General features: G+C 69.4%; 22 protein-coding genes. 14 read left to right on the forward strand and 8 right to left on the reverse strand.

The window, feature by feature from the left end:
* The first annotated feature begins 76 nt into the window (after positions 1-76).
* The 5 genes from rpsL (at position 77) to AOK18_RS08255 (ending at position 5,543) form a co-directional block, all read left to right on the forward strand.
* On the forward strand, positions 77-448 hold the full coding sequence (gene rpsL, locus AOK18_RS08235) for a 30S ribosomal protein S12 (protein ID WP_003948652.1): 372 nt from the start codon (positions 77-79) through the stop codon (positions 446-448).
* 2 nt (positions 449-450) lie between these two features.
* Positions 451-921, forward strand: a complete 471-nt coding sequence (rpsG, locus tag AOK18_RS08240) for a 30S ribosomal protein S7 (RefSeq protein WP_003974303.1) — start codon at positions 451-453, stop codon at positions 919-921.
* A 39-nt stretch (positions 922-960) separates the two neighbouring features.
* Complete coding sequence (gene fusA / locus AOK18_RS08245; protein WP_055570308.1) at positions 961-3,087, forward strand: elongation factor G; 2,127 nt, start codon at positions 961-963, stop codon at positions 3,085-3,087.
* 155 nt (positions 3,088-3,242) lie between these two features.
* Complete coding sequence (gene tuf, locus AOK18_RS08250) at positions 3,243-4,436, forward strand: elongation factor Tu (RefSeq protein WP_055570309.1); 1,194 nt, start codon at positions 3,243-3,245, stop codon at positions 4,434-4,436.
* Positions 4,437-4,631: 195 nt separating this feature from the next.
* On the forward strand, positions 4,632-5,543 hold the full coding sequence (locus AOK18_RS08255; protein WP_055693892.1) for an RpnC/YadD family protein: 912 nt from the start codon (positions 4,632-4,634) through the stop codon (positions 5,541-5,543).
* A 752-nt stretch (positions 5,544-6,295) separates the two neighbouring features.
* Here AOK18_RS08255 and AOK18_RS30490 read toward each other — a convergent pair.
* From AOK18_RS30490 to AOK18_RS08280, 6 genes are read right to left on the reverse strand one after another with little or no spacing between them, the layout of a single operon-like run.
* Entirely contained in the window at positions 6,296-7,594 is a 1,299-nt protein-coding gene (locus AOK18_RS30490) for a YrhB domain-containing protein (protein ID WP_079104905.1), read from the reverse strand.
* A gap of 1 nt (position 7,595) precedes the next feature.
* Positions 7,596-7,913: a YrhB domain-containing protein gene (locus tag AOK18_RS30495; protein WP_079104906.1), complete on the reverse strand. Its 318-nt coding sequence runs from the start codon at positions 7,911-7,913 to the stop codon at positions 7,596-7,598.
* Positions 7,914-8,168, reverse strand: coding sequence for a toxin glutamine deamidase domain-containing protein (locus AOK18_RS35315; RefSeq protein WP_079104907.1), 255 nt, complete (start codon positions 8,166-8,168; stop codon positions 7,914-7,916).
* The gene (locus AOK18_RS08270) at positions 8,119-9,657 is read right to left on the reverse strand and encodes a WXG100 family type VII secretion target (protein ID WP_055693894.1); all 1,539 of its coding nucleotides are present in this window, start codon (positions 9,655-9,657) and stop codon (positions 8,119-8,121) included. The genes AOK18_RS35315 and AOK18_RS08270 overlap by 50 nt, the downstream gene beginning before the upstream one ends.
* Entirely contained in the window at positions 9,657-10,325 is a 669-nt protein-coding gene (locus AOK18_RS08275; RefSeq protein WP_055570312.1) for a hypothetical protein, read from the reverse strand. The genes AOK18_RS08270 and AOK18_RS08275 overlap by 1 nt, the downstream gene beginning before the upstream one ends.
* Entirely contained in the window at positions 10,322-10,780 is a 459-nt protein-coding gene (locus AOK18_RS08280) for a hypothetical protein (RefSeq protein WP_240503111.1), read from the reverse strand. Before AOK18_RS08280 ends, AOK18_RS08275 begins: the two co-directional genes overlap by 4 nt.
* Positions 10,781-11,553: 773 nt before the next feature.
* Here AOK18_RS08280 and AOK18_RS08285 point away from each other — a divergent pair.
* The 5 genes from AOK18_RS08285 to AOK18_RS08305 all read left to right on the forward strand — a co-directional run bounded on the left by AOK18_RS08285 (position 11,554) and on the right by AOK18_RS08305 (position 16,093).
* Positions 11,554-12,429 (forward strand): helix-turn-helix domain-containing protein, encoded by an 876-nt coding sequence (locus tag AOK18_RS08285; protein ID WP_055693896.1) that lies wholly within the window; start codon positions 11,554-11,556, stop codon positions 12,427-12,429.
* Positions 12,426-12,635 (forward strand): DUF397 domain-containing protein, encoded by a 210-nt coding sequence (locus tag AOK18_RS08290; RefSeq protein WP_055693897.1) that lies wholly within the window; start codon positions 12,426-12,428, stop codon positions 12,633-12,635. Before AOK18_RS08285 ends, AOK18_RS08290 begins: the two co-directional genes overlap by 4 nt.
* Positions 12,636-13,283: 648 nt before the next feature.
* Positions 13,284-14,639, forward strand: coding sequence for an NADP-specific glutamate dehydrogenase (gdhA, locus tag AOK18_RS08295; protein WP_055570317.1), 1,356 nt, complete (start codon positions 13,284-13,286; stop codon positions 14,637-14,639).
* Positions 14,640-14,951: 312 nt separating this feature from the next.
* Positions 14,952-15,284, forward strand: coding sequence for a cupin domain-containing protein (locus tag AOK18_RS08300; protein WP_055688483.1), 333 nt, complete (start codon positions 14,952-14,954; stop codon positions 15,282-15,284).
* A gap of 371 nt (positions 15,285-15,655) precedes the next feature.
* On the forward strand, positions 15,656-16,093 hold the full coding sequence (locus AOK18_RS08305) for a hypothetical protein (protein WP_055570319.1): 438 nt from the start codon (positions 15,656-15,658) through the stop codon (positions 16,091-16,093).
* Positions 16,094-16,139: 46 nt separating this feature from the next.
* On the opposite strand, the gene AOK18_RS08310 is transcribed toward AOK18_RS08305, so the two are convergent.
* Positions 16,140-16,802: a response regulator gene (locus tag AOK18_RS08310; protein WP_055570320.1), complete on the reverse strand. Its 663-nt coding sequence runs from the start codon at positions 16,800-16,802 to the stop codon at positions 16,140-16,142.
* Positions 16,799-18,085 carry a sensor histidine kinase gene (locus AOK18_RS08315; RefSeq protein WP_055693898.1) on the reverse strand — a complete coding sequence of 429 codons (1,287 nt, stop codon included), beginning with the start codon at positions 18,083-18,085 and terminating at the stop codon, positions 16,799-16,801. The genes AOK18_RS08310 and AOK18_RS08315 overlap by 4 nt, the downstream gene beginning before the upstream one ends.
* Positions 18,086-18,590: 505 nt before the next feature.
* On the opposite strand from AOK18_RS08315, the gene rpsJ reads away from it, so the two are divergent.
* The 4 genes from rpsJ to rplW are packed head-to-tail and all read left to right on the forward strand — an operon-like array spanning position 18,591 to position 20,649.
* Complete coding sequence (gene rpsJ, locus AOK18_RS08320; protein ID WP_003948644.1) at positions 18,591-18,899, forward strand: 30S ribosomal protein S10; 309 nt, start codon at positions 18,591-18,593, stop codon at positions 18,897-18,899.
* A gap of 18 nt (positions 18,900-18,917) precedes the next feature.
* Positions 18,918-19,562: a 50S ribosomal protein L3 gene (rplC, locus tag AOK18_RS08325; RefSeq protein WP_019329642.1), complete on the forward strand. Its 645-nt coding sequence runs from the start codon at positions 18,918-18,920 to the stop codon at positions 19,560-19,562.
* Between the two features lie 8 nt (positions 19,563-19,570).
* Positions 19,571-20,230: a 50S ribosomal protein L4 gene (gene rplD / locus AOK18_RS08330; RefSeq protein WP_055570322.1), complete on the forward strand. Its 660-nt coding sequence runs from the start codon at positions 19,571-19,573 to the stop codon at positions 20,228-20,230.
* Positions 20,230-20,649 (forward strand): 50S ribosomal protein L23, encoded by a 420-nt coding sequence (gene rplW, locus AOK18_RS08335; protein WP_055570323.1) that lies wholly within the window; start codon positions 20,230-20,232, stop codon positions 20,647-20,649. The genes rplD and rplW overlap by 1 nt, the downstream gene beginning before the upstream one ends.
* The last annotated feature ends 21 nt before the right edge of the window (positions 20,650-20,670 follow it).

The raw sequence follows: 20,670 nt of genomic DNA on the forward strand, positions 1-20,670 counted from the left end.
CGACACGCCCGACCGCGTGGGTCGGTGAATGTTCCAGGTTAGCTTCACCATTCGGCACACAGAAACCGGAGAAGTAGTGCCTACGATCCAGCAGCTGGTCCGGAAGGGCCGGCAGGACAAGGTCGAGAAGAACAAGACGCCCGCACTCGAGGGTTCGCCCCAGCGTCGCGGCGTCTGCACGCGCGTGTTCACGACCACCCCGAAGAAGCCGAACTCGGCCCTGCGTAAGGTCGCGCGTGTGCGTCTGACCAGCGGTATCGAGGTCACTGCTTACATTCCGGGTGAGGGACACAACCTGCAGGAGCACTCCATCGTGCTCGTGCGCGGCGGCCGTGTGAAGGACCTGCCGGGTGTTCGTTACAAGATCATCCGTGGTTCGCTCGACACTCAGGGTGTCAAGAACCGCAAGCAGGCCCGCAGCCGCTACGGCGCCAAGAAGGAGAAGTAAGAATGCCTCGTAAGGGCCCCGCCCCGAAGCGCCCGGTCATCATCGACCCGGTCTACGGTTCTCCTCTTGTCACGTCGCTCATCAACAAGGTGCTGCTGAACGGCAAGCGCTCCACCGCCGAGCGCATCGTCTACGGCGCCATGGAGGGCCTGCGCGAGAAGACCGGCAACGACCCGGTCATCACGCTGAAGCGCGCTCTCGAGAACATCAAGCCGACCCTCGAGGTCAAGTCCCGCCGCGTCGGTGGCGCCACCTACCAGGTGCCGATCGAGGTCAAGCCCGGCCGTGCCAACACCCTGGCGCTGCGCTGGCTGGTGGGTTACTCCCGCGCCCGTCGCGAGAAGACCATGACCGAGCGTCTGCTCAACGAACTCCTCGACGCCAGCAACGGCCTGGGTGCCGCGGTGAAGAAGCGCGAGGACACGCACAAGATGGCCGAGTCCAACAAGGCCTTCGCGCACTACCGCTGGTAGTCGCTACCCACATCGAGACCGAGAGAAGACTGAAGCCTTATGGCTACCACTTCACTTGACCTGGCCAAGGTCCGCAACATCGGGATCATGGCCCACATCGACGCGGGCAAGACGACCACCACCGAGCGGATCCTGTTCTACACCGGCGTGTCGTACAAGATCGGTGAGACCCACGAGGGTTCCGCCACGATGGACTGGATGGAGCAGGAGCAGGAGCGTGGCATCACGATCACCTCTGCTGCGACCACCTGTCACTGGCCGCTCGAGGACAACGACTACACGATCAACATCATCGACACCCCGGGGCACGTCGACTTCACCGTAGAGGTGGAGCGTTCCCTGCGCGTGCTCGACGGTGCCGTGACCGTGTTCGACGGTGTCGCCGGTGTCGAGCCGCAGTCCGAGACGGTGTGGCGTCAGGCCGACCGTTACGGCGTGCCGCGTATCTGCTTCGTCAACAAGCTTGACCGTACCGGCGCGGAGTTCCACCGCTGCGTCGACATGATCAAGGACCGCCTGGGCGCGCAGCCGCTGGTCATGCAGCTGCCGATCGGTGCCGAGGCCGACTTCAAGGGCGTCGTGGACCTGGTCCGCATGAAGGCGCTCGTGTGGTCCGCCGAGGCCGCCAAGGGCGAGATGTACGACACCGTCGACGTCCCGGCCACGCACACCGAGGCCGCCGAGGAGTGGCGCGGCAAGCTGATCGAGGCCGTCGCGGAGAACGACGAAGAGATCATGGAGCTGTACCTCGAGGGCCAGGAGCCCACCGAGGAGCAGCTGTACGCCGCGATCCGTCGCATCACCATCGCGTCCGGCAAGTCCAGCGACACCACGGTCACCCCGGTGTTCTGCGGCACCGCGTTCAAGAACAAGGGCGTCCAGCCCCTGCTCGACGCGGTCGTGCGCTACCTCCCGACCCCGCTCGACATCGAGGCCATCGAGGGCCACGACGTCAAGGACCCCGAGGTCGTGGTCAAGCGCAAGCCATCCGATGACGAGCCGCTGTCGGCCCTCGCGTTCAAGATCGCGAGCGACCCGCACCTCGGCAAGCTCACCTACGTCCGGGTCTACTCGGGCCGCCTGGAGTCCGGCACCGCCGTGCTGAACTCCGTCAAGGGCAAGAAGGAGCGCATCGGCAAGATCTACCGCATGCACGCGAACAAGCGTGAGGAGATCGGGTCGGTGGGCGCCGGCGACATCGTCGCCGTCATGGGCCTGAAGCAGACCACCACCGGTGAGACGCTGTCCGACGACAAGCAGCCGGTGATCCTGGAGTCCATGGACTTCCCGGCGCCGGTCATCCAGGTCGCCATCGAGCCCAAGTCGAAGGGCGACCAGGAGAAGCTGGGCGTCGCGATCCAGCGCCTGGCCGAGGAGGACCCGTCCTTCCAGGTCCACTCGGACGAGGAGACCGGCCAGACCATCATCGGCGGTATGGGCGAGCTGCACCTCGAGGTGCTGGTCGACCGCATGCGCCGTGAGTTCAAGGTCGAGGCCAACGTCGGCAAGCCGCAGGTCGCCTACCGTGAGACGATCCGCAAGGCCGTCGAGCGCGTGGACTACACCCACAAGAAGCAGACCGGTGGTACCGGTCAGTTCGCCAAGGTGCAGATCGCGATCGAGCCCATCGAGGGCGGCGACGCCTCGTACGAGTTCGTGAACAAGGTGACCGGTGGCCGCATCCCGAAGGAGTACATCCCTTCGGTGGACGCCGGCGCGCAGGAGGCCATGCAGTTCGGTATCCTCGCGGGCTACGAGATGACGGGCGTCCGCGTCACGCTCATCGACGGTGGCTACCACGAGGTGGACTCCTCCGAGCTCGCGTTCAAGATCGCCGGTTCGCAGGCCTTCAAGGAGGCCGCGCGCAAGGCTTCGCCCGTGCTCCTCGAGCCGATGATGGCCGTCGAGGTCACCACGCCCGAGGACTACATGGGTGAGGTCATCGGCGACATCAACTCCCGCCGTGGCCAGATCCAGGCCATGGAGGAGCGGGCCGGTGCTCGCGTCGTGAAGGGCCTCGTGCCCCTTTCGGAGATGTTCGGCTACGTCGGGGACCTCCGCAGCAAGACGTCGGGTCGCGCAAGCTACTCGATGCAGTTCGACTCCTACGCCGAGGTTCCGCGGAACGTCGCCGAGGAGATCATCGCGAAGGCCAAGGGCGAGTAACGGTCTCCGTTCGCACGCTTTAGGCTTGACCCCGGAGCCTTGCTTGGGGCATTTCACCGAGAACCGGTGGAATGCCCCCGGCCCCGGGCTTTCCAGCAAAGATCACCTGGCGCCGATGAGTAAGGCGTACAGAACCACTCCACAGGAGGACCCCAGTGGCGAAGGCGAAGTTCGAGCGGACTAAGCCGCACGTCAACATCGGCACCATCGGTCACATCGACCACGGTAAGACGACCCTCACGGCCGCCATTACCAAGGTGCTGCACGACGCGTACCCCGACCTGAACCAGGCCTCGGCCTTCGACATGATCGACAAGGCGCCCGAGGAGCGCCAGCGTGGTATCACGATCTCGATCTCGCACGTCGAGTACCAGACCGAGTCGCGTCACTACGCCCACGTCGACTGCCCCGGTCACGCGGACTACATCAAGAACATGATCACGGGTGCCGCGCAGATGGACGGTGCCATCCTCGTGGTCGCCGCCACCGACGGCCCGATGCCGCAGACCAAGGAGCACGTGCTCCTGGCCCGCCAGGTCGGCGTTCCGTACATCGTCGTCGCCCTGAACAAGGCCGACATGGTGGACGACGAGGAGATCCTGGAGCTCGTCGAGCTCGAGGTCCGTGAGCTGCTCTCCGAGTACGAGTTCCCGGGCGACGACGTTCCGGTCGTCAAGGTCTCGGCGCTGAAGGCGCTCGAGGGCGACAAGGAGTGGGGCAACTCGGTCCTCGACCTCATGAAGGCCGTGGACGAGGCCATCCCGCAGCCCGAGCGTGACGTCGACAAGCCGTTCCTCATGCCGATCGAGGACGTCTTCACGATCACCGGTCGCGGTACGGTCGTCACCGGCCGTATCGAGCGCGGTGTCCTGAAGGTCAACGAGACCGTCGACATCATCGGTATCAAGCAGGACAAGACCACCACCACGGTCACCGGTATCGAGATGTTCCGCAAGCTGCTCGACGAGGGCCAGGCCGGTGAGAACGTCGGTCTGCTGCTCCGCGGCATCAAGCGCGAGGACGTCGAGCGCGGCCAGGTCATCATCAAGCCCGGTTCGGTCACCCCGCACACCGAGTTCGAGGCCCAGGCCTACATCCTGTCGAAGGACGAGGGTGGCCGTCACACCCCCTTCTTCAACAACTACCGCCCGCAGTTCTACTTCCGTACGACGGACGTGACCGGCGTCGTGACCCTCCCCGAGGGCACCGAGATGGTCATGCCGGGTGACAACACCGAGATGAAGGTGGAGCTCATCCAGCCCATCGCCATGGAAGAGGGCCTGAAGTTCGCCATCCGTGAGGGTGGCCGGACCGTGGGCGCCGGCCAGGTCACCAAGATCAACAAGTAAGCTCCGGCTGCTTCCGATCAGACCTGGTAGCTCTTCTGCGAGCACCTGAGAGGGCCCGCACGACTTCGGTCGTGCGGGCCCTTTCGCGTCCCGGGGGGCCGATGGTGTCAACCTCCGTGTCCTGCCCGTCACTCGATCACGGGAAGGGCCGGCATATGCGCGCCGTGGAGGGGGAGGCGGTCCTAGTTTCGGATCATGCTCAGTTCATCCCATGAGGCCCTGCACCGGATCTTCCAGGAGGACCCGGGCCTCTTCGCCCGTGCCGTCAGAGGGCTCGGTGTTTCCTTTCCGCCGCCTGTTTCCGCCTCCCCGCTTCCCACCGACCTCACGGAGACCCGTCCGATGGAGCGACGGGTGGACACGCTGCTGAGGATGGACACCGGGGACGGCGAGTTCATCCTTGCGGTCGAGTCCCAGGGGAAACGGGCCCCCGACAAGCCCGCGAGCTGGGCGTACTACCTCTCCCACCTGTACGCCAAGTACGGCGTCCCCCCGGTCCTCCTCGTCGTCTGCGCGGACCGGTCCACCGCGGCCTGGGCGGCCCGGCAGGTCGACATCGGCCCGCCGCAGTGGCCCTCGCTCACCCTGCGTCCCCTGGTCCTGGGGCCGGACAGTCTGCCGGTGATCGCCAGCCCCGACGAGGCCGCTCGCGACATTCCGCTCACGGTCCTGTCGGCGGCTCTGCACCGCCGGGATCCGGACGCCGATGCCATACTGAACGCGCTGGCAAAGGCACTGAAGGGCCTGTCGGCCGAGGACGAGGACACCGCGGGCATCTTCATCGAACTCACCGAACAAGGCCTCGGCAAAACGCCGGCCGCGGATCTCTGGAGGTACCTGATGGCTGTCGACCTCTCCTTCTTCCAGTCGGAGACCGCTCAAAGGCTCCGGGCGGAGGGCCGCGACGAAGGCCGTGACGAAGGCCGGATCGAGGGCCGGACGGATGACATCCTGCGGCTGCTCGACGGCCGGGGCATCGAGATGTCCGCGGAGGAGCGGGAGCGTATCGCCGGATGCCGCGACCTGGACACGTTGGATGTCTGGTTCACCCGGGCGATCACGGCCACGTCGGCGGCGGAGGTCCTCGGGAGCGGCGAGGCCGTCTGAGCCGGTTCGGCAGCCGCTGCGCGAGAGCGCCGGGCCGGCCCCGGCGGTGCGTCCGGTGCGCGGACCGGCCGTGGTGATGCGGCCGCGGCAGCAACTCCGAGGGGTGGCAGCTGCGGGTGAGCAGCCGTACGGCGTGCGCGGTGAGGTCGCCGGCCATAGGCGCCGTGGAGCGACCGTAGGCCGGCACGACCGGTAACTGGGCCGTACCGGCACGTTGTTCCGCCGTCAGCCCCGTCAGCAGACCGACGGGTGCCACCCGCAGGCGCGCCCCCGCACCCCTTGGAGGCCCTTACGGTGGCCTCCTGCCCCGGCACACCGCGCTCCAGGGCCGCGCTGCGTCCAGGCGATCCGCCCCGGAGCGCGGTTGCCGTCCGGCGGGCGGAGCCACGCCGCGTAGCCTGCCGGCAGGACCGGCTCGATGGTCCCGGCCGTCAGGGAGGAGACGCCGTGGTCCGCGACGTCCGCCGACGCCTTCGGCGAAGCGCGGGCTGATCCGGTGATCACGGTCTTCGGAACCCGTGCCGGCCGGGCTTTCACGATCGGGTGCCGCGTCGAAGTGCTCAGCATGGGCCGCGCCGGGTTCGGATCGGCCGCTGCCCTGGTGGGGCCCTCCGCCCGTGCTCGCTCCGCTAGTCCTCTTGTCCTCAGAAGCCACACCTTCAGCTTCGTCGGAGAGACCACCAAGTGAGAGGGGGAGGGGCAGGGGTGGTGCGGCCCCCGTGTCGGGGCCGCCGCCACGTCTCGTGCGGACCTCAGCGGTACCGGATCACGTGCAGTCGCTGAACCCCCGTCGGGTCGAAGGAGACGGGCTCGCCCGTGGAGCCGTCGACCACCATCACGCCGGTCTCCAGGCGGAGCGCGTTCACGAGCCGGCCGACGGCCTCCCGGCCCCGGCCGTCGGTGCGGCGCGCCCAGATCAGGGCCCGTGCCGCGACCGGCAGGGCGGAGGCGGCCTCCAGCGCCGATGCCCAGTCCCGGTGCTCGGACACCGACAGGACGGGGCCGAGTTCGGCGAGTGTCGGTTCGAACCACGCGGCGCGCGCCGGAGGCGGTGGCTTCGGGAAGTCCGCCGTCCCCGGGGTGGCGCCCGCGTCCCAACGGGCCAGCCAGGTCCACGGATCGGTGTTGGGCAGGCCGAACGGTGCGGACCCGTCCTTCGGCACGACGACCGTCGCGTCGAGCATGGCGTCCCGCCACTGGCCGTCGCGCAGGAAACGCGTGGTGTTGCAGGAGAAGACCCAGCCGCGCGCGGTCTCGTCCTGCGCCGTAGGGGCGTGCAGCTCGACCTGGCCGTGGTAGGCGTCCTCGAGCCACCGGCGGGCCTTGCCGACGGCGGACGCGAAGTCCGGTGCCGGTTGTTCCCACGGGGCACGGTGCGGTGTGAAGGCCCCCGGCAGCGCGCGCATCAGCACCAGTTCGCGGACCAGCGAGGGGTCGAGCCGGGCGAGGGACGAGGTCAGGGCGTCCAGCAGGACCACCTGCCCCTTGTTGTTGTGCGCGTAGAGCAGGTTGCCCGTCGCCTCCTGGCCACCGACCTCCCGCCGGACCCACACCAGGCCACGGGTGTCCGGTCCGGTTTCCGTGACCGACCGGACCACGTCGTCCCAGCCGCCGACGTCGACCCGCGTGAACTCGGGGAAGTACCGGCGGACCAGCCGGTCCCACCAGCCGGGTGCCTCGTCCGCCGGACGCCAGGGCAGCGGCACGGAGGGGGCACCGTTGATCGCGGAGTGCAGGGAGACGACGCAGCCCCGGGCGTTGAGGCGGCGGGGCTGGTCCTCCGCCCGGCGGGCCGCTTCCTGCGGCGCAACCGGCTCCAGGTCGGCGAGCGGGGTGCTCGGCGCCGGGTGAAAGGGGCTGCCGCCGTTCTTGGGCACCACGACCGAGGCAGCGAGCATCGGCGTCTCCGGATAACCGGCCTGCGGCAGGGCCCGGCAGGCCATCAACCAGGCGCCGGGGGCCTCGTGCACGGGGTAGGGGGTGGCCAGTTGGACGAGACCGCCGTAGGTGGCGTTCAGCCAGGCCGTGGCCTGCTGCTCGGGGCTCGGCATGTCAGTGGTTCCTCCTCGGCGGCCAGCCGTGGGGCCACTCGCCCGATGCCTGCAACTCCATGTATCGGCCCACCGGGAGATAGGTCGGGGAAAAGTGAGGGTCCGTTCCGTCGTGCGGCACGACGACGACCGATGTGAAAGGAGCCTGAGCAGCATCGCCCGTCTCGATATGCTCCTTGAAATCGAATCGAACCGTCCAACCGTATGCGTAATTGACACCCGTTTCAGGGAGCATTATCACGGAATCAGGCTTCTCCGGGTGTGCTTTCTTTTTGAGGTATTCGGAAGCCATTGCGACGGCTTCGTCCCGGCTCAGCATTTAAGAACTCCCATTGCGGTAAGGAATATGTCCGATTGATGACACGTTTTTCTCCAGGATTCCGAGGGTGCCGCTCTGGCCGTCGAGGAAGACCACTCCGTGCCTGCTGTTCACGGCGTTGAACACGTGTGCGCTGCCGTCGGGCCGACTGATGTACACGGCGCTTCTGGAGCCTTCGCCTCGAGTTTGAAGATCCTTGATGACGTCATCGTAACTGTTGACCATGTCGTAGTGTCCCTTTGCCCTGTCCTTCATTCCGAGCTGCTCGGGGGGGGATGTGGTCGGGCTGCTGTTTGGGTGCCGCGCTGACGTCGATTCCGTCCAGCCTGCGATCCACGGTTACGACGTTGTGGCTGCAGTTGTCCATGTATCCGGGATTGTCTTTATTGTTGACGTCCCGAAGCCACGGGTATTCGCTGTCCAGGAAATCCTGGGCCTTCTCCGGGGCCACGGATTCATAGTGAATCGCCTTCTCCTTGACATGGTCCGTGGACCGCGCAAGGTCACTCCAGTCCTTGGGCACCGCGCCGGGGGCCTCGTCCGCCAGCTTCGTCCCGCTGGGCATGGTCTTTCCGACGCCGCCCTCCACCCCTTCCCTCACCGCGAGCCGGAGGCCGCCGCGGGCCACTCCCGCGCCCTTGGTGCCGAGCAGTTCGGGGACGAGGCGGCCGATGAACTCGGAGGGGTCCTTCTTGAAGCCCTCCACCGCGGCGGTCACCGCCCGGTCGGGGTGGGCCACGGTGGAGACCAGGCCGGAGAGTGTCATCGAGGTGTTCTCGAGGTACTCCGCCGGGTGGGTCAGGTTGTAGGGGTCCACGGGGCTGACGCCGCGGACGAAGGTGAGCAGACCGGCCGTGCCCTTGACCACACCGCCCACGAGGTGGGTGGATTCGATGTTCCCCGCGATGAAGCCGTCGACCAGGTTGTTGCCGATGCGTTCCAGCGGCGGCGGCTCGGCCGGGGCGTGGGCCAGGGCCTTCCTGATGCTCCTCTCGGCGTCCGAGGCCGCGGTGTTGCGCTGCCTGCGCGCCTCGGCGAGCTTCTCGCGCGCCTGCCGGACGGTCTCCTTGCCGGGATCGCGGAACGGCCCGGGGGCCGGTCCGGGGTCCTGCCCGGCTCCGATCCTGGCGTTGTACGCGTCGACCCGTTCGTTGTGGGCCTCGACGGCCTGCTCGGAGGCGCGTCTGCCCCGTCGGTAGAGCGCGATCGCTTCCTGCGCCTGCCCCTGCGCCCAGGTGACGGTGTCGGCGTAGGACTCCAGTGCGCCTGCGGCCGTCTCGCAGGCGTCGGCGGCCCGGAGCCACTTCGCGGGGTGGACGCCGAACTTCTCGCGGAAGGTGTCTCCGCCCTCACCGCGCCACCTGGAGGAGTCGACCTTCTTCATCCCCGAGCCGACCTTGTCGAAGGCGGCGGAGAAGTCGCGGAGGTGCGCGGCGCTGCTCCGGATCCTTTCGGGGTTCCCGTGGACGAGTTCCCCGGCTTCCCCGGTCTGGCCGAGCTGCTGTTCGCCCGGTGTGGCGCCGAGGTCGGAGGCGAGTTCGTCGCCCCAGTCCTCCACCGCGTCCGCGGCGCCTTTCAGGCCGACCCTGTCCAGGCCCTCGCCGAGCCGGTCGGTGCCCCAGTCGACCCCTTCGCCGACGACCCGCTTGCCCGCGTCGACGCCGTGCTCGACGATCCTCAGGCCGCTGTCGAGACCGTCCTTCAGTTTGCCCAGGTCGTCGCCGAGGTCGTCGAGGACGCCCATCAGCGCTCACCGCCCTGCTGCTCGGCAGCCGCGGCCCGGGCCTCGGGGGAGGGGCCGAACTGCTCGTCCAGCATCCGCTCGTACTGGGCCTGCGAGATTCCCAGTCGCTCGCGCACGCTCTCCGGGCCCACCCCCGGCAGACCGAGGTTCTCGGAGGTCATCACGTCCCGGCCCGCGTCCTTCCACCCCTGCGCGCTGTTCTCCCAGGCGCGGTCGAAGGACTCCTTGCTGTAGTCGGCGTCCCTGACGTGGGTGAACGCGTTGCTCGACAGGACCTGCCCCCAGTCCTTGCCGGTGACCTCCTCCTCGGAGGCGTACGGGTTGCCCATGACGGAGTTGACGCCGATCTTCATGGCGCCCTCCACGTACTGGTCGACCTCGTAGTACGTGCCGGCCGCCAGCCCGGTCTTGAGCGCGAACCCGTTCCCCTCGTTGATCAGGGAGCGCACGCCCCACTCCCACCGCTCGCAGAAGGAGTCGAAGGCGCTGGTGAGGCCCGCCGCGCCCAGTTCGAGCCCGGACAGCGCGATGTCGCCGAAGCCGCGGCCCGTGCCGGCCTCGCCGACCATGCCGAGTTCCTTCAGCTCGCCCAGGGCGAGCGTCAGCCCCTTGGCGATCTCGTCGAGGCCGATCGCCGCCAGGTCCTTGCCGTCGCCGCCTCCCGTCATCGGGGCGCACCCCCTCGACGCACGTGATCCACGGCGAAGGCGTCGGGCACCACTCCCGCCACCGGCGGGAACAGCACCGCGTGCTCGACGCCGTCGGCCGCGTCCAGGGCCACGCCGCAGGGAACCCCGGCCGCCGGCACCGCCACGTCCAGCAGCCGCGCCCCGAGCACCGTCCGGTACGTCCACTCCTGGTGGGCCTCGTCGCGGGCCGACGCGTACCGGGCCAGGGCCGATGTGTCGGAGAAGGCCAGGATCCAGCGCACGCCGCCGAAGTCGGCGGTGAGCCATCCGCCGCTCCGCAGCGGGACCAGTACCGCCGTGTCCCGGAAGGCCGCCAGCAGCGCGGTGAACTCCCGGCGCCGGGACGCGACTTCCGCATCGGAGGGCTCGGCGCCCCGGTCCGTCTCCGCCGGGCCGGGACCCGCGAGCGCCGGGGTGCTCCCGGAAACCTCCAACGGGCGCGATTCCTTTGGTGGTTGACCGGCCATCTCCGCGTATTCGGCAAGTCGGGAACGCCGTACCGGCACCCCCGTGCCGCCCCCAGGATCTGTCATCGCACCACCTTGGCACATCACCCGTTCTCGCTTTCACGGCAACCCAGTTGACCTCCCGCCGGTCCGGCCGCAGGGGCCCGCGCGGCTCGTCGTGGCGGAGTCCCGCCGGTCGCCCGGCGGACGGCGGGGAGGCGGGTACGGACCCGGTGCTCGGACGAGGTCAGCCCTTGCGCTCCGCCACCGCACAGGTCCCGCTGCGGACGTCTCGCCGGCCGGTGACCGGCTCTCCGGGTTCCGAGGGCTAGTCCTCGGCGGCCACGGCGTCGTTAGGGACGGCGGAGGTTCGCGGCAGCCGGGGCCGATCGCCGGGAGCGACGGTTCCGCGTACTGGGCGAGGTGGTGCCGACCACCGCGAAACGGGTGGTGCGGCGGGTGGTCGCGCGTGGGGAGGCCGTTCACCCCGGGCGTCGGTGACCTCGGGGCGGAGGGCTCCGCCGACGGCACGGAGGGGGAGCCGGGAGGTGCGGCCGGCCCGGTAGGGCGTGGTGATACCCGAAGGGGTGAATCGCATGGCCGGCCCTTTGAGGGAGACCTATCGCGATCTAACGTGAATGTGACGGATCGGCCGCATCCGGTGACTGTCCGAGGGGTGTCCGGTGCTGTCCGGACGGCCGAGGCGGTTGGTCCGGGGGCAGGGCGTCGCGGTACGGCGCGGGACGACGGAGAGGCGCGACATGTCGGTGGACGGCGAGGCGGTACGGGTCGGGGGCGAGGCGGACGAGCCGGGGTGGGAGGTGGACCCGGACGACGAGTGGGGCGTGGCCGTTCTCGCCACGGTGGGGCGTCAGTTGAGACTGCGGCGGGAGGCCGTGGGGATGCGGGTCGCCGACTTCGCGGCGGCGGTCAGGTACGGGGACGACCTGGTCTACAAGGTGGAGAGCGGGAAGCGGATTCCCCGGCAGGAGTACCTGGACAGGGCCGACGAGGTGCTGGGCGCGGGCGGGCTCGTCGCGGCGGCCTGGGAGGACGTGAAGAAGGTCCGGTACCCGAAGAGGGTGCGGGAGCTGGGGAAGCTGGAGGCCAGGGCGGTCGAGATCGGCTTGTACGAGTGCAACATCGTCCCCGGGCTGTTGCAGACACCGGAGCACGTAAGAGCCCTGATCGAGGCTGCGCAGCCGCCGTACTCGTCCGATGATGTGGAACGCATGGTGGCTGCACGGTTGGCTCGGCAATCCGTCTTCGAACGCGATCCGGTTCCCTCGATGCACTTCGTACTGGAAGAGGCCCCGCTGCGTCGGCGGGTCGGGGGCACAATGGTGTGGCGGCGACAGCTCGAACGTCTGCTAGAGGTGGGGCAGTTGAAAAATGTCACGCTTCAGGTCATGCCGACGGACACCGATGCCCATCCAGGGCTGGACGGCAGGATCGAGTTGCTGAAGTTCCCGGACGGTACGACGGTGGGGCGCTCCGATGGTGCGTTCAACGGGCGGCCGATCACCGACCCGAAGCAGTTGCGCATCGTCGAGCTGCGGTATGGCACGATCCGGGCGCAGGCTCTCCCGCCCAGGGAGTCGTCGGCCTTCATCGAGACACTGCTGGGAGAAGCATGATTCGCAAGAACTCTGCCGGAGACGCCTCCGAACCAGTGTGGTTCAAGAGCAGCTACAGCGGCGGTACCGACGGCAACTCCTGCGTGGAGCTTGCCCTCACCCCCGGCACGGTGCACGTCCGCGACTCCAAGGACGTCGAAGGCCCCCGACTGGCCCTCACCCCCGGCCCGTGGGCGCACTTCGTGAGGTACGCCTCGGAGGGGTGATCCCGCTTCGGAGAGACCGGGCAGACCGGCCACGGGGGCGTGGGCAGGTGCCGCAGGCCCGTCGGGGAGGTCATACGGCGCAGCCGGAGGGAGAGGTCCGGCCGTTCGGCGCTCTCGCGGCGGAGGGCCGGTGCGGGCAGGCCGGCGGCGGAGACGTCGGGATCGGCGGCCGTGGGCCAGAGCTTCACCAGTGCGTCCGGGGAGAGGTTCGCTCTCGGTGCGAAACGCGCGGCCAGGGGCGCCACCTCGCTGTCGTCCGTGATCGTCACCGGCTCCCGGACGGCCTTGCGGGCACGAGCGGCCGACCCGTTCGTGGTGTCCAGGAGCGGGCCGGCCCGGCGACGACGGACGGGTCGTCGATGTCGACCAAGCTCGTGCGGAGACCCCAGAGGCCGTGGCTGACACCGCCCTCCGCGAGAGTCTGAACTGAGCGCCGAGACAAATTAGGACGTTAGGATTATTCCTGGCGGCCTGATCTCACATAGTGGCGTACGAACCGCGGGCCGCTGGTCACCGTGTTTACGTAAGCGTCACACTGAAGTGTCCTGCGCGCGGCAACGGCGCCGAGCGCCACCCCTCACCGAAGCGGATCAGACCGGATGTACCGGCTGCCGACTTCCGGTGGCTGCCGTGCCAGAAAGGGCTCCCGTGACGACGCGACCCGAAACCACCTCGCTCGAACACCTCCATGCCGAGATCGTGCGCCGCAACCCGGCGGAACCCGAGTTCCACCAGGCCGCACGCGAGGTGCTGGACAGCCTCGGACCGGCGCTCGCGGCGCGCTCCGAGTACCGGGACCCGGGGCTCGTCGAGCGGCTGATCGAGCCGGAGCGGCAGATCATCTTCCGGGTGCCGTGGCAGGACGACACGGGCCGGATCCACGTCAACCGCGGCTTCCGGATCGAATACAACAGCGCCCTGGGCCCGTACAAGGGCGGCCTGCGCTTCCACCCCTCCGTGAACCTGGGGATCATCAAGTTCCTCGGCTTCGAGCAGGTCTTCAAGAACGCGCTGACCGGCCTCGGCATCGGCGGCGGCAAGGGCGGCAGCGACTTCGACCCGCAGGGCCGCAGCGACGCGGAGGTCATGCGCTTCTGCCAGTCCTTCATGACGGAGCTGTACCGGCACATCGGCGAGTACACCGACGTCCCCGCGGGCGACATCGGTGTCGGCGCGCGTGAGATCGGCTACCTGTTCGGCCAGTACCGGCGGATCACCAACCGCTGGGAGGGCGGCGTCCTCACCGGCAAGCGCGCCGGCTGGGGCGGCTCACTGATACGCCCGGAGGCGACCGGGTACGGCAACGTGCTGTTCGCCGAGGCGATGCTGCACGAGCGCGGCGAGGACCTCGAGGGCCAGACCGCGGTCGTCTCCGGCTCCGGAAACGTCGCGATCTACACCATCCAGAAGCTGATCGCCCTCGGCGCCAACCCGGTGACCTGCTCCGACTCCAGCGGCTACATCGTCGACGAGAAGGGCATCGACCTGGAGCTGCTCTGCCAGATCAAGGAGGTCGAGCGCGGCCGGGTGAGCGTGTACGCCGAGCGGCGCGGCTCCTCCGCGCGGTTCGTGCCCGGCGGGCGGGTCTGGGAGGTCCCGGCCGACATCGCCCTGCCGTCCGCCACCCAGAACGAACTGGACGAGGACGCGGCCGCCACGCTCGTCCGCAACGGCGTGAAGGCCGTCTCGGAGGGCGCGAACATGCCCACGACGCCGAAGGCCGTGCAGCTCCTCCAGCAGGCCGGAGTCGCCTTCGGCCCCGGCAAGGCCGCGAACGCGGGCGGGGTCGCGGTCAGCGCCCTGGAGATGACGCAGAACGCGTCGCGCACCACGTGGAAGGCCGACCAGGTCGAGAACGAGCTGGCCCGCATCATGACCGACATCCACAACACCTGCGCCGAGACCGCCGAGCGCTACGGTTCCCCCGGCGACTACGTCAAGGGCGCGAACATCGCCGGCTTCGAGCGGGTCGCGGACGCGGTGCTGGCGCAGGGCGTCATCTGACGCCGCCGGACCGCCACCGGCGGGGGAGGGCGGAGGCCCTTCCTCGCCCGGTCCGGCCCGGTCCGACCTGGCCCGGAACCCACAGGGCCCGGAACCAACCCGGCCCCGGGCCGGTCCGTGACCGTCCCCGGACCGGCCCGGGGCCGGACCGTCCCGGTCCGCGGCTGCCCGAATCGCCCCGGGGTCGCACTGGGGCCGGCTGGTCCCGAACGGGGGCTGCCCCAGCCGGGGCCGTGACCGGCCCGGCCAGGGCCGGGGGCTACCCCACATGGCCCTGGCGCCCGTGCGACCGGGTCGTGGAGACTCGGACCCATGCAGAAGCTCTCCTTGGACGCACTCGCCCGCGAGCACCTGGAACGTGCCGCCGCCGCCTCCACCGGACGCAGTGCGAGCACGGTCTACGGCGGCCACGAGCACACCCTGCGTCAGACCCTCCTCGCCCTGACCTCCGGGACCTCCCTCGCCGAGCACGAGAACCCCGGCGAGGCGACCCTGCTGGTGCTGCGCGGCCGGGTCCGCCTCACCAGCGGCGACACCGCGTGGGAGGGCAGGGACGGCGACCTGATCGTCATCCCGCAGGCCCGGCACGCCCTGGAGGCCCTGGAGGACGCGGCCGTCCTCCTCACCGTCGCCAAACAGGGCTGAACGCACCAGCGCGTCGAACAGTCGGATAAGGGCGCCGCGGGCAGTCGAACGGCGCACGGGGGAGTGCGGCGCCACGGTCCGCCGCGCCGACGCGATCCCGTCGACGTGATCCCGCCGACGTTCCGCTCCACCGGCTGAGCCACCCCTCCGTCCGTTCCACCGGCCGAGCCCCCCTCCGGCCGTCGTCCCGGGTGTCAACCACGGGCGTACGGCGGAGGGCGCACGGGAGCCGGCGCATCTCAGGTCTGGGCTGGACGACGGCCCGGCGCGGCGTTCGTAGTGTCATGCCCGGGTCGAACGACGACCCGTCAGTGAGCAGGCCGCCGCGACGGGAACGCCGCGGCCGCCACCACCGAGATGGGGGATGCACCATGAACTTCCGTACCAGGGCCGCCCGTGCGGTCTTCACCACGTCCGCGATCGCCGCCGCGGCGATGCTCTTCAGCACTCAGGCCGCCGTCGCCGCCACGGACGACAGCTTCTCCGTGGGGACGACGGGCGGCGGATGCGGTGTGGTCGACTTCGTCGACTACGGTCCGGGCCACGCGGGCGGCGGCAACAACGACGACTACCTCGTCATCCACGACTACTGCTCGGACGGCAAGGGTGTCAGGGCGTACGCCTGGGTCGACGGCCTCTACCTCGGCGCCAAGGACAACACCAACGGGCTGGCCGGCTCCGCCGTCATCTGGGACCCGGTCGGCAACGTCGTCCCCGGTGAGGCGGTGGGCATCAAGGTGTGCCTCTTCAACAGCAGCGGCACGCTCAGCCAGTGCAACGAGACGACGCGGTGGAGCGTGGACGGCTGACCAGGCCGCGGGGCGCACCACCGAGGGGGAGTGGTGCGCCCCGCCCTCACCGGGCCTGCCCGGGGACGACCAGTCCGCTCTCGTACGCCATGACGACCGCCTGGGCGCGGCTGTTGAGGGAGAGCTTGCCCATGATCCGGTGCAGGTGCGTCTTGACGGTGCCCTCGGTGACGTAGAGCTGCCGGGCGATGGCCTCGTTGTCGATGCCCAGGCCGACCAGCCGCAGGACCTCCCTCTCCCGGGTGGTCAGTTCCGACAGGGCCTCCGGCTCGACCGCCGACGAGGGCTGCCGCGTGTAGGCCTCCACCAGGCGCCGGGTCACCGCCGGGGCGAAGAGCATCTCGCCCCGGGTGACGGTGCCGACCGCCTCGACGAGCCGCCGCGGCGACGTGTCCTTGAGCAGGAAGCCGCTGGCGCCGGCGCGCAGGGCCGCGTACACGTACTCGTCCACGTCGAAGGTCGTCAGCACGATCACGTGCGGCGGGTCCGGCACCTCCCGCAGGATCGCCTCGGTGGCGGCGATGCCGCTCATGCCCGGCAGCCGGATGTCCATCAGGACGACGTCCCACCGTTCACGGCGCACCGCCTCGACGGCCGCCTCACCGTCGGAGACCTCGCTCACGTGGGTGATGTCCGGCGCCGTCCGGAGCAGGGAGGCAAGGCCGGCCCTGACGAGCTCCTGGTCGTCCACCACGAGTACGCGTGTCATCGTTCCTGTCCCTCCGGCTCGCCCGGGGACGCGTGGCGGGAGGCGCGCAGCGGGAGGACCGCCGCGACCTCGAACCCGCCTCCGTCATGTGGTGCCGCGGAAAGACGCCCTCCGCAGATCTTGACCCGTTCCCGCATGCCGATCAAGCCAAGTCCCGTTCCGGGGACGGTTTCAGGTCGCCCGTCCGTGCGCGTGCGACCGGCACGACCGCCATGAGCGGCACGACCGGCACGACCGGCACGACCGTCCGAACCGTCCGGGCCGCCGCCGTCGCGGACCGCGTCGTTGCGGACCACGAGGACGACCTCGTCCGGCGTGTGGTCCACGGTGAGGGTCACCCGCGCGCCGGGCGCGTGCTTGATGACGTTGGTGAGCGCCTCCTGGACGACCCGGTAGGCGCACACGTCGACGACGGGCGGCAGGGGGCCCGGCTCGCCCCGCGCCGTGAACCGCACGTCCAGACCGGCCGCGGTGGCACCGCTGATCAGGTCCGGCAGCCGGTCGAGACGCGGCGCCGCCCCGTACGGCGTGCCCTGCCCGTCGTCGTCGGACCGGACGCGCAGCACGGTGAGCAGACGCCGCAGTTCGTCGAGCGCTTCGCGCCCGGTCAGGGCGATGTGCCCCAGGGCCTTGCGGGCCAGGGGCACGTCGGAGGTGAGCACCGTCTCCGCCAGCCCGGCCTGGATGGTGATCACCGACATGTGGTGGGCCACCACGTCGTGCAGCTCCCTCGCGATCGCCATGCGTTCGAGCGTGACCGCGTCGCGGGCCCGCTCCTCCTGCTCGGCCACCAGCTCCGCGGTGACGTCGCGGAGCCTGGCGTTGGCGCGGACGAGGAGGTGACGCGTATGGCCGAAGGCGATGGCCACCACGGGGACGAGGAGGGCCTGGGCGGCCGTCAGCGCGGGATGCAGGCGACCGGAGACCCCGCTCAGCACGATGACCGCGACCACCGGAACGGCCCCGGCCAGGGCGACGCCGAGCGGACGGCGCCCGGCCAGGCTGAGCAGGGCGACGGCCGGGGCCCAGAAGTTCACGGACGGCTGGTAGCCGCAGCCGAGGTAGACGGCGTAGCCGGCCGCGGACGCCAGTACGGCCGGGAACGGGAACCGCCGTCGCGCCACCAGCGGCAGCGCCGTCAGGCAGGCCAGGACGTACCCGGGCCCGTCGAACGCCCGCCAGCCGGGCGGCTGGTAGTAGGCGCCGGCGATGCAGCCGACCGCCGCGAAACCGAGGGCGATCGCGGAGTCGACCGCCAGGGGCCGTAAGCGGGGCAGGGACACCCCGAGATGCTATGGCCATGACATGAGGCTCGGGCCCCGGCCGGATCCACCGCGTCGGGGACCCGGAACCGACCGCGTTTGATCCCCGTCACTCCCGGGGTATTCTCTCCAGTCCGATTGGCCAGGCCGCCGCCCGCTGTGGCAGACTAGCGGGGTTGCTCGGTCGAGTGCCGATGCTGCGCGCCTCCCGCCGGGAGGACCGGAAGCGAGTCCCACAGTACTCGTCGTCCCATGCAGTGCATCGAGAGATGCAGGGGCGGACGTACGGGAATCTTCCGGGAAGTGTCAGCGGGGTGCAGGCCAGGCGCCCGGTGGGCTTCTCGCCCCCGCCCGCGGTTCCGGAAGGGCCCGCACTCCCACGCAGGGAAGTTCCGACAAGGGACATCCATGTCGACGGGAGCGCGACACGCCCGACCGCGTGGGTCGGAGGAGGGGAGGGTGAGTGACAGAGCAGGCAAACCATCGGGTTCCGGAGCGTTACTAGAGACAGGACTACGAAGTAGCCATGGCGGGACAGAAGATCCGCATCCGGCTCAAGGCCTACGACCACGAGGTCATCGACTCCTCGGCGAAGAAGATCGTCGAGACGGTGACGCGTACTGGTGCGTCGGTCGCGGGCCCGGTGCCGCTGCCCACTGAGAAGAACGTGTACTGCGTCATCAAGTCGCCGCACAAGTACAAGGACTCGCGCGAGCACTTCGAGATGCGCACGCACAAGCGTCTGATCGACATCCTCGACCCGACCCCCAAGACCGTTGACTCTCTGATGCGACTCGACCTCCCGGCCGGTGTCGACATCGAGATCAAGCTCTGAGGCCGGTGATCTGAAGAGATGACGAAGCAGATCAAGGGCATCCTGGGCGAGAAGCTCGGCATGACGCAGGTGTGGGACGAGAACAACCGCGTTGTTCCCGTCACCGTCGTCAAGGCCGGACCCAACGTCGTCACCCAGGTCCGCACGAACGACGTCGACGGTTACGAGTCCGTCCAGATCGCCTTCGGCGAGATCGACCCGCGCAAGGTGAACAAGCCCCTCAAGGGTCACTTCGCCAAGGCCGACGTCACCCCCCGCCGCCACCTCGTCGAGATCCGCACGGCCGACGCCTCCGAGTACACGCTCGGCCAGGAAGTCACCGCCGAGGTCTTCGAGGCCGGCATCAAGGTCGACGTGACCGGCAAGAGCAAGGGCAAGGGCTTCGCCGGTGTCATGAAGCGTCACAACTTCAAGGGCCTCGGCGCCGGACACGGCACCCAGCGCAAGCACCGCTCCCCCGGCTCCATCGGTGGCTGCGCCACCCCGGGCCGCGTGTTCAAGGGCCTCCGCATGGCCGGCCGCATGGGCAACGAGCGGGTCACCACCCAGAACCTGACCGTCCACGCCGTTGACGCGGAGAAGGGTCTGCTGCTCATCAAGGGCGCGGTTCCCGGTCCGAACGGCGGCCTCGTCCTGGTCCGCACCGCGGCCAAGGGGGCCTGAGGTAACCGATGAGCACTGTTGACATCCTTTCGCCTGCAGGCGAGAAGACCGGAAGCGTCGAGCTCCCCGAGGAGATCTTCGGCGTGGAGAAGATCAGCATCCCGCTGATCCACCAGGTCGTCGTCGCGCAGAACGCCGCTGCCCGCCAGGGCACGCACAAGACCAAGCGTCGCGGTGAGGTCCGTGGTGGCGGCAAGAAGCCGTACCGCCAGAAGGGCACCGGCCGCGCCCGTCAGGGCTCGACCCGTGCGCCGCAGTTCGCCGGCGGTGGCATCGTCCACGGCCCGCAGCCGCGCGACTACTCGCAGCGGACCCCGAAGAAGATGAAGGCCGCGGCCCTGCGCCACGCCCTCACCGACCGGGCCCGCCACGACCGCATTCACGTCGTCACCGGCGTGATCGAGGGCGAGACCCCCTCCACGAAGGCCGCCAAGGCTCTGTTCGGCAAGATCTCGGAGCGCAAGAACGTGCTCCTGGTCGCCGACCGCGCCGACGAGGCCGCGTGGCTGTCCGCCCGCAACCTGCCCCAGGTCCACATCCTGGAGCCGGGCCAGCTGAACACGTACGACGTTCTCGTCTCGGACGACGTGGTCTTCACCAAGGCCGCTTTCGAGTCCTTCGTCGCCGGCCCGAACAAGGCCAACGACAACGAAGGGAGCGAGGTCTGATGGCAGTCCGTCACCCCTCCATCGCCTCCAAGGCGGCGAAGAAGGCCAAGGCCGCGCGCGTCGCCAAGGCACGCCGCCACGCCACCGAGGGCAAGAACACCGTCGTCACCCCGGCGAGCAAGGCGTACACGGACCCCCGTGACGTCCTGATCAAGCCGGTCGTGTCGGAGAAGAGCTACGCGCTCATCGACGAGAACAAGTACACGTTCATCGTCGCTCCGGGCTCCAACAAGACGGAGATCAAGGAGGCCGTGCAGGCGGTCTTCTCGGTCAAGGTCACCGGGGTCAACACGATCAACCGCCAGGGCAAGCGCAAGCGCACCCGCACCGGCTTCGGCCAGCGCGCGGGCACCAAGCGCGCGATCGTGACCCTTGCCGAGGGCGACCGTATCGACATCTTCGGCGGTCCGACCTCCTGACGGAGGTCCGGATCGTCCGGA

It is taken from the genome of Streptomyces prasinopilosus, from assembly GCF_001419695.1.
Classification (GTDB): domain Bacteria; phylum Actinomycetota; class Actinomycetes; order Streptomycetales; family Streptomycetaceae; genus Streptomyces; species Streptomyces prasinopilosus.